Source organism: Ferruginibacter sp. (assembly GCF_014377975.1).
Lineage (GTDB): Bacteria > Bacteroidota > Bacteroidia > Chitinophagales > Chitinophagaceae > Ferruginibacter.
Genome location: NZ_JACMOO010000377.1, coordinates 1 through 10093 on the forward strand (window position 1 = coordinate 1; position 10093 = coordinate 10093).

The window sequence follows — 10093 nt, forward strand, 5'->3', positions numbered from 1 at the left end:
GCCTTCGCGGTTGCCTTCCCAAAAACCCCGTCTGCCAGCAAGGGTGCAAACCGGGCATAACCGGATTCTGTTAACTGGGAACCGTCAATCGTTAAGTCAGTAGTTGTATCCGCAAACCAATCTTTTGTAGGTGCATACACGTTGATAAAATGAACCTTATTTTTAGCTGCAATCTTTTGCATCGCCTCTGTATATAACGCGAGGTTTTCATTTTCTACTTTTCCATTTGGAAGGTCAAATTTCTTTGACAGATCTTCAAAAGCTATCGGCGAAACAATGGCCAACTGTGGAGCTGACACTCCGTTGTAGCGTTGCTTCAATGTGTGTTTGATAAAGGCATCCAACTCTGCTTTGTAGTTTTCAAGTCCAGCTTTGCCCTGAAAAGATTCATCAAATCCAAAGAAGGCAATAATGACATCTGCCTTGTGTTTTGTTATCCATTGATCGGGATATTCAAAAAAACCTTCCGTGCCGGGACTTTTGGCGAGTTCAGTCTGAAATTTTTCTGCACCCGGAAATGCCCATGGTGTAGGCCGGCCGGAATGAGGCCTGAATCCTGGCGTATTGCCACCATCACACATATTGCGGATATACAATAAACTATCGGGATAACGGAGCTGTAATTCTGTTTCAAAATAGCCAAAGTTCATCATCCTGGAACCAAGATTATTACCAATCAATATGATGTGAGCTCCTTTTTTAAGGGTAAGTTTTGCAGTACCTGCATTAAAAATAAAAAAAGCAATAACCGATAGAATGCATACACCTAAAAATACAAGTACCCCATTTCGTTTTTTATGTACTCCTGTTTCCATGTAGCTAATTATTTATTTTGAATAATTACATCCAGCTGTCACTATGAATCTTTTTTAAGGGTTTATCACTGTTCAATAATGAGCGTGCTTATAATACCATCTCAGGGTTCTGCGGCCCAAAATGTTTTAGCATTACAATTGGATCTGTGGCAGACATATTTACAATTGTAACGCCATCTGTCGCCGCCTGTTCACTCACAAAAAATTCATCGTTTGTCAATTGCCCATACCGTATCAGCGCAGGCGTATCAATTTCCCACACACCCATTTTGCCATGTCCCTGCATCATGATCAAACCATAAGCAGCCTGGTCATAAATAGTAACGGTGGCACCTGGAGCTATCGTTAATTCCTTCGCACTAAATGCAGTTGATTTATAACATACCCAGTTTTCAACATATCCTGCTGCTTGCATTTCAGCAATTGGCTTTACAGGTTTTGGTAACATAAAACGTGTTTCCAGAATATTTGGATTCACATTTAGTTCCCAGTCTATTACTTCCATCAATTGATCAAAGTCTCCCTTTTTATCTTCGGGAGTTCCATTCCATAATAATTCTTCCGGAATGATGGCCTCGTTTACAAGCGATTGGTACATGGCAAATACATCAGAAGCCTTTTGTGGCTCATACGTACACATGCTGCCAGGAGCATGCAACATTCCCGGCGGTACATCCCAACCGGTACCCGGCTCCAGGCGAAATGCTTGTGAGTAATTGGTTATTTTATTATCGCCTTTAGTAAAATTTACCAAACATTCTCTTATCTGTTCTTTGGTAGTTCCGGGAGCAATGCCGAAAAAAGTATACGGAAAATCGCCGCCATGGTTATTCAATTGTGGTGGAAAATAATAAGCTTCCGGCTTACCTTGCTGACCTATGAGTGCAGCCTTTTCATCATTGTGGTGTATGTGATGGGGGAGTGGTCCCATGTTATCAAAAAATTTAGAGTACATCGGCCATCCCTTGTACTCATCCCATAAACGTGCCCCTATCAATGCTCCTTTTAGTTCGCTCACTACGTCCTTCAACAACATGCGTTCTTCGCTGTCTCCATCACCAATCACTACAAAACTTAGCCCCTCGTGCTCACCGGTTAACGGACCATTTTTTGCAGGAGTGGTGGAGGAAAACCACCGTTCGTCAATACCTCCGCGTTGCCCTCCCAGTACATAGTAATCATCCGGATGTAACTTAATTCTTCGTCCCGGCACACAAAAGGAGCGGGGTACCCAGTTGGGAGCTAAACGCAAAATTCCTTTTCCCTGAGCCATTGCCTTTTGGGCTACACTTAATTTTTCCATGGTGTTTAATTTGCTTTCGTTAAATCATTTAAAAAGATATCAATATTTTCTTTATTGTCCAATACTTCCATTTCCAGATCGTATGTTCTTGTTTCGCCAGGTTGAAGAAAAATGAGTTCTTTTTGCTCCCTGGCTTTTGCCTGGCCAATTGGAAAATTACTGGCAGGCTCTATCCCAACTACATAATCATTTTTACCCCAATGTTGCCAATTGATTAGTTTGGGTAACTGTATTTTTTGAAAACGTATTACCAGCGCTATTCCAATTTTAGCATTGTGCAATCCACAAACACACCATCCTGCAGCATCCATTACGGGATCAATAAATGCTACTTCTTCTCCGTTTCCCAAATGACTGTCTAAGGGTGCCGGGCATTTTCTAAAATCATTTTTATTACTAAATATCTGTACATGATCTTTATCCCTGGGTTGCCACTGTCCCTGCCAGATAATATCAGTGCCTTCATCAACAAGCGGCCAGCCAAAATTACAATGGTACAATAGCATGTGCGGTGCGGGTGTATTACCACGGTTAATCACTTCATCGTGTATGCTAATGGTGGCCTTTCCTATTGTTGCTGATATTGTTCTTCTTAATTCCAGACAAGGGCCAAATAGCTGCGTTTGTTTCATGGTTCCTGTAATACTCATTTCCATTTTACCCGCCAAAGGATCTGGCTGTACAATAGATTCAATCTGGGCAGCTATGTTACTTATTTGTCCGTGCAGGCCCCGCTGGCCATGTTCATCCGTTTCCGGGCCGCCCACATGCGAAAGCCCGCATGTGGTTATCAATCCTCCGCCAAATGTTCGCAGCCAATCTAACCCCGTGTTAGAATAAGGTTGGGGACTTGTAATACCTGTATGACTTAGCCAGGCAATGCTGTGCTGGTTAAAGAAAGCATCTGCAATATCCATTCCCCGGTCTATTACTACTTTATACCGTAAACCGGTTCCTGTATTTATCCAGGCAATACGTGTTCCACGTCCCGGACCATTATCAATTACAGAAGTTTCAATACCGCCCAGTTGGGCCGCATTAACAATTTTATCCTGCCATTGCTGCTTGCCTGCACTTGTATTTAGCATCGGTGCTGCCATTCTTTTAATTTAAATAAAGTATGCAATTTATCATTATTGGACTTGGCATTCAACTTCCTGAATTAGTAGTTGGTTTAATGCCAATGGTTGTATTTAACAACCATTGGCACCAGTAAATTTTACTAAAAAAGAATTCTATAACTCAACGTACATATCGTACTGTACTGTTAGTGTTTTTTTAATTTAGGGCTATCTTTTTTATTTGAAAAAATAGAATCCTGACTATTGCCACCAGATTTAAGATACGCCAGCAGGTCTTTTAATTCATCTGCATTTAGCCGGTTTATTAAACCTGGAAGCATAAGAGAAACATCTGAAATTTGTGTACGCAGCACATCTTTTTTAACGATATCCCTGGTTACCTGGGGAGCAAAAGGATTTTGTGAAATTGTATAATTTTCTTTATCCTGGCTAATCAAGCGTCCCAATACAGAGCCTCCCTCTTTAAGGTAAAATATGGTAGATCCAAACTGGTCTGAAATTGTTTTACTGGGTTCAATAATGGCTTCCAGCATATCTTTATAAGAAAAACGGGTACCCAATTGTGTAAGATCCGGGCCAACATTACCACCCTCGCCTTTAATAGCATGGCACTGAATACAAAGCGATACAGCAAACATAGCTTTTCCGTTTTCATAATCCCGGTTTGTTATACCACTTGCTGCTACTGAATCGGCCTGGGGAATTTTCCAGTCTACATCGGGGCCCTTTGGTTGTTTAAGATTATTGGCAATATCAATGCCGCCCTTTTGAACCAGCGAATCGCCAGACAGTTTATTAAAATAAGCAAAGCGTGCCTTGTCTACATTTTTCAAAGCACTTTTACGGGCTTTATCAACAAAGCCAATAAAACTATGGCCACCCTTATAAGTAAAGGCGGTATAAAACCAATGAAAATATTGCTCTCTTAATTCAGGTGTCCATCCTTCTTTAGCCTGACTTAAAACGGTAGCATAAAATGTTTGCTGGGCGGGTGGCACTTTTGATAACATGTTCGCAATATCCAGCCCGTACTGAGGGTTTCTCAGGATAAGGTCTGATGAATTTGTAAACGTATTCTGGTTGGTAGTATCATCAGTTGCTGTGGCCAGTAAAGCCATTGTTTTTTGTATGGCTTCCGGTGCATCGATGTACACCAATACTTTACTAAGCTCCCTGTTTAGTTCGTTGGATTTTGCAGGATAGGCAGGTGAAAGATAACTGGCCATTTGCGTTTTTACAGCGGTCCCCGGCAATCCCATGCGATATAACACCAACTCAAAAGCACGCAGTAAATCGAGTTGTTGTGCATCAGAAAGCTGGCTGTAATTAATGCCCGTTATTGCGCTTATTGCACGGTCTTTTACTGATGAGTCTCCTTTTCTGGCAAGACCAATTATTGCTGCTGTTAATGTAACGGGATCTTTTTCAGCCAACGCTTTTTCCATCCATTGGCTTACCGGCTGATGTTCAATTGCAACGCGTGCTGCAAAACGGATAAATCTATCTGTATGTTTTAAATAAGGCCATGCAAAATCGATAGCACCTGGTTTTGGCTGCCCGTGAAATTCTTCTAATTTCCTCCTGATTTTTTGCTCTTCATTCAACGGTACTTCAGCCAGTGGTTCTGTGTTTTGTTTATTGTCTCCATAATAAACACGGTATAAACTCGATTCCAGTTTACGGCCACCAGTAAGAAAATACAGAGCACCATCCGGCCCTACCAAACCATCCGTTAAAGATAACGGAGAGCCTGAAACAAACTCTTCTCCCTTGGCTTTATAAGAGGAGCCATCTACATCAAGGTGTACGGCATAAATAATTCCGAAACTCCAGTCAAAAGCAAATAGGGCACTTTTATATTTTTCCGGAAAATGAGCATTCTGACCACTAAAAAAACTGGTGGGTGAACCTTGGCCCACATTTAAAATAGCGGGTAAGTTATCCGGAAAAGAAGGAGACCATTTATCGGTTCCCGGGCGCCATCCAAATTCGCCTCCGCTTGGTACATGGCAAATACGGATAGGGCGGTACCAGGGCAGGCCAAAATCCCATTCCATATCCGAATCAAACGTAAACATATCGCCCGCTGCATTAAAAGTAAGATCAAAAGGGTTTCTAAAACCCGAACTCACAAGATCCCATTTGGTACCCATTGAATCAACGTGTGCTATCCAGCCGCCATGCGTGTTAACAGTGTTGTCGTGGCCATTGGGATCTCTTATTAAGGGTAAGATATTATCTATCTGCCAATTATCCGAACCTTCATAATTATCCATTTTAGGTATCTTGGTAAAATTGCCGGCAATTACATACAACGACTTTTTATCAGGAGATAATACAACACTATGCGGACCGTGTTCACCGTCACCTTCCAATCTTTTAAGTAAAGTAACTTTATCAAACTGGTCGTCATTGTTAGTATCCTGCAAACGATAAAGCCCACTTCTTCTTTTTACAGTGGTATCACCCTCATCATTAACCATTACATACAAACTGTTAAACGCGTATAACAAACCTTGTGCAAAACCAATTTTAATTTTGTTGGTATCACCCACAATCTGAAGATCTAATTTTTCAACTTTTATTTTCTCTTTGGTGGTGTCAGCACCAATAGCAGGAATGGTTAAACGGTACAAGTTACCATACTGATCACAGGCAACCATTCGTCCTTTGTTGTCAAAGGTCATGGCTACCCACGATCCTTGCTCATGTTCGCCGGGGCTATATAAATGCTGTGCATTAAATCCCTCCGGCAATTTTAATTTTGACACTTTGGGATCTACATTTTTTTTCTCTGGTTCAGGAAGTTTTTGTTTGCAGGAAGTTCCTGAAAGAATGTATCCCAGAAAAACCAATACCAACCATACAGATTGCTTTTTAAATAGACTCATTTTTAATAATTATTAAATTAACAGGTGATATAATAAATTTGATTATTCTACATTTAAAAGAAAAAACCGTTCGCCGGGCTGATCATCTATGGCACTTCATTAAAAAAAACATACAATCCGTCTTTTCCTGCTACGATAATATCTTTTCTGCCTGTGTTGTGTAAATCGGTAACAGAAAAAAAGATGCCTGTCCCTTTTCCTTTTCCCAATGGGCCACTGCTAATTATATTTTTTGTAAATGACTCTCCATTCCATTTAAAATAACACAACTCCATAGGATCATTGCTCCCAGGATCGTTGCCGTTATGCGCACGGTAACGCTTTCCGGTAATTAGTTCCATTTTACCATCATTGTCAATATCTACCCATTCCATGGTATGATATTGCGAGTGAAAAGGATCAATGGAATGCTTAATAAATTTGATATTCTTCCCATCGCGTTTTTGTTCGTACCAATCAAGACCGTATGAATGACCATGTCCCACTATCAGATCATTTAATCCATCCAGGTTAACATCTGCAACAATTATTGGAACACTACCGTCTTCATTTAAATCGAAATCATGGTGAAATTTCCAGGGTTTATGCGTCCTGTCATCCGGGGCTTCTATCCATCCATTCGAAATAATAAAATCACCACGTCCATCTCCGTTGATATCTCCAAACCCCAGGCCGTGTCCTTGTTTTTCAGCCACTTTTGTTGCAACAAACTCACCGGTAGCTTTATTATTTTTATCTCTTTTAAGCGTATAATAAATTAACGGGCCGCCCGGAGTGTTGGGTACAATTTCCTCAAAGCCGTCTCCATCCACATCCCAGGCACGGGTACATTCTATATTTCCGGTAACTGCAATATCATGTAAAGGCCATTCCGCATCATTTCCCGGATTTTCCCGCCAATGCAATGTTTTACCAAACCAGCCACCAGTTATAAAATCCATTTTACCATCTCCGTTTACATCAAGGGGAATGGTTGAAAAATCATCAAAATATTCACTAACACGCTGTACCTGACCAATCAAGTGGCGGTTTAAAAACAACGGACCTTCATACCAATAACTACCTGAGATAATATCCGGCACTTGATCACCATTTACATCAAATACACTTACTGATTCTGCACTTTCAGCAGCAATCATCTGCTGTCTAAATCTTAGCTGGGCAAACCCCTGGAATGAGAATAATGAAACAATACAAATACCAGTAATAAATTGAACACAATTTTTCATTGATCTTTTTTAAAAATAAAAACATATCTGCATCACTATTAAAACATGCCAATATATCCTGATATAGTTGATTTTAATTAAAATTACCTGGCAAGAAAAAAAGTAAATTTTTGCCAGCGTATTTTTATTAGTCAAGTATAGTAATAACTTATTAAAAGAAATTATATGGCAATGAAGTTATGCGGTCTTTCAATTGAAGGGAAGCGCAAGACAATGTTATTTTATAAAAATATGACTAACATATGAGATAACCATCCTGTACTTACATGGTATGTAATTTACCCCTTATACAAAGCAGCAAGCGAAGCACCAGTAAGCTATAATAGTGCTTCACAAACCAGAACAGGGGCGGGTGTACCCGTAGTAGTGCAGATAGCTTATGAAAGTAAGCAGTAGCGAATGATAAAACAATATGTAAAAATTGTATAACACGAAACAAGCGGGAGGAATGATTTACCTACCCATTTATACAATTGGTAAACTCAGGTTTGGTAATTGGTCGAGACACCTTGAAGATCTGTATGAATCGATAAACTTGTCATTTTTCACGATTGCTGAATCTATATAAATAGTTTTTTGTAATCAAATTCCATTTCGCCTCTTTTAATTCGATAGATTTTCTGCCCATCGGCACTACTTAAAGTTCCATTTATTCTTTAGTCTTTTTAATTTTGTCCAAAAGAATAAATGTTAACCAATAACAAAAAAAAATGAAATGAATTTTAGAGTATGTGATATAGTGTGGCTTACAACGATAGGGCTTTGCGGCAGGTGTGGCATTAAGATTCCTCTCCGCCCACAACCGCTAATTGGCTTTTGATAAAGTTAAATAATAAGGACTAATGTTCAGCGATACTTTTCCCGCCCGAACAAATGCCGCTATGTTGTTGCTGATTGCTTCATCGTCAAGCCGAACCTTGCACAAAATCCATTATATGTAGCCTTTTCACAAGTAAAAGTATTTTTCCATTTTCCAAGTAAAGGGTTGGCTAAAAGTTTTTAATGTTTTTAATTCATTGACCTTAAGGTTGTGCCATTTAGTTTTCATAATGTCACTCGAAATTGTCCCTGTTGAAAGCTTTACCTTATTTTTCAGAAAATTATAGCTACGTTCTACCGTTTCACCCGACCCGCGATTTAAATAATTATATTCTGCTCCAATAAGTCTAAATTCTTTGTCTTGATAAATAAACTTGTAGATATTAGAGAAAGTTCCCCAACCTCCCGAATTCATGAAAATATTAAAGCCTATTTTTAAAACACCTATTGAAATAGAAATATCATGAAAGGGTTCTTCCATATTATCCTGATCATGTGTAAGGATAAATGTGTTACTTCTTTCTACCAGTTCGTAGCGTTTTGAAATTACATTATAAAAAGCTAGCAATAACATTCTCGGTTGAGTGAAAACTGTGTCTAAATCATCATTTTCGACTTTAGCAATTAAAACGCTGTCACGAAATTGAACAACTAAAGCCAAATCATCTTTGCCGTCCTTATTCATGTCTCCTTTTGCAGAGTCTAATACAGTCCAACCATTTGGAATAAAGTCAGCAAATCTCTGTCCGTTAGTATTAACTTCCGGATATGAAAATACTTGTCCAAATGAATACCCGAAACTCAAAATAAATATCGTTATTAATTGAAGTCTCATAAGGTTACATACAGCGTACGGGTAATGCTGCAGGCAGGGGATTCATTGCTCGTTAAGCCCTGGAACTGAAGCTGATTGAAAAACTAAGGTACAAGATAACAACAAAAAGCCAAATAGATGTTCGTCCGCCGGAACCGCTGCTGATAGAGACTACAGCCGAAGATTTTTTCTCCATTCCCTATTATAGCCAGACCCCATGTGTGTGTCCATCAAACATGTGTGTCCATCAAAGCTGTCTATGATATGAGTGCAGGCCTCTCAATAGGCGGAGTGGAGCAACCTCCACCGTCAAACCGGTTGCATGCTGCTTTGCTCTAAGGAGCAGGGTGGTCAACGATGCAGCAGGTGCGTCTGTAAGAAAGGAACGTATAGGAAGCGGCTATGAGGTCTCGATAATTACTAAGTGATGCAAAAAGAAACGATGCACCTGATTGTTTCAACAGGGTTGACATTCGTTAGAAGTTGCCAACAGTGTTAAGTGCATATGGGATAAGGCTGCTGGGCCTTACAGACAATCTTGTCAGACATTATCTAAAATCCCCGGGTTAAAGACTTATTGCCTACCTATCTTGGGGTAATCTTTATTTTGAAGTTTGTTTTTGATACTGTGTTTTATATTTCCCTTATTTTCAATTTACTAATAAAAACTGTACTCCGTGTCAAAGTATCATCACCGGTCACGAGGTTTCTGTCTTTAACTTTTTCGTTGATAAATAATTTATTTTTTACAGGTCTGTTGTTCACAGAAGCCGGATGGGAATTTGATAACCCATTCTGTAAAGCGGAAATTGAAAGAGGCTACCTCATTTAATTTTGAGATAGCCCCTTTTTTAATGCAAATAGTTTAGATAACCATTAATAATTCGGGTTTTGCTGACCCGCTATATTTTTATTTACCTGTATTTCTCCTTGTGGAATAGGAGCAATTCTCCTATAATCTGAGTAGGGTACAGTAAGATTAATATTGCCCGTTCCGGCAGGAATTGCGCCAGCATTGCTAACACGAACGATAGGTTGCTTCAGCCTGTTTAAATCATAGAATCTATCTCCTTCAAACGCCAACTCCTTTCTTCTTTCTGTAACAATATCATTTAATAGTGCTGCACCGGTTGAGGCATA

General features: G+C 39.6%; 7 protein-coding genes. All 7 read right to left on the bottom strand.

What is annotated here, in order from left to right; translation table 11 throughout:
- A partial coding sequence (locus H7254_RS18420) for an SGNH/GDSL hydrolase family protein (protein ID WP_301934366.1) occupies positions 1 to 815 on the bottom strand: 815 nt, incomplete at its 3' end.
- Positions 816 to 903: 88 nt separating this feature from the next.
- Positions 904 to 2118, bottom strand: coding sequence for a hypothetical protein (locus H7254_RS18425; protein ID WP_301934367.1), 1215 nt, complete (start codon positions 2116 to 2118; stop codon positions 904 to 906).
- 5 nt (positions 2119 to 2123) lie between these two features.
- Positions 2124 to 3218: an aldose 1-epimerase family protein gene (locus H7254_RS18430; RefSeq protein ID WP_301934368.1), complete on the bottom strand. Its 1095-nt coding sequence runs from the start codon at positions 3216 to 3218 to the stop codon at positions 2124 to 2126.
- Between the two features lie 167 nt (positions 3219 to 3385).
- Complete coding sequence (locus tag H7254_RS18435; RefSeq protein WP_301934369.1) at positions 3386 to 6091, bottom strand: c-type cytochrome; 2706 nt, start codon at positions 6089 to 6091, stop codon at positions 3386 to 3388.
- Positions 6092 to 6177: 86 nt separating this feature from the next.
- Positions 6178 to 7320 carry a VCBS repeat-containing protein gene (locus tag H7254_RS18440; RefSeq protein ID WP_301934370.1) on the bottom strand — a complete coding sequence of 381 codons (1143 nt, stop codon included), beginning with the start codon at positions 7318 to 7320 and terminating at the stop codon, positions 6178 to 6180.
- Between the two features lie 946 nt (positions 7321 to 8266).
- The gene (locus tag H7254_RS18445) at positions 8267 to 8974 is read right to left on the bottom strand and encodes a hypothetical protein (RefSeq protein ID WP_301934371.1); all 708 of its coding nucleotides are present in this window, start codon (positions 8972 to 8974) and stop codon (positions 8267 to 8269) included.
- An 855-nt stretch (positions 8975 to 9829) separates the two neighbouring features.
- Positions 9830 to 10093: RagB/SusD family nutrient uptake outer membrane protein (locus tag H7254_RS18450; RefSeq protein WP_301934372.1), on the bottom strand; the 264-nt coding region annotated here is incomplete at its 5' end.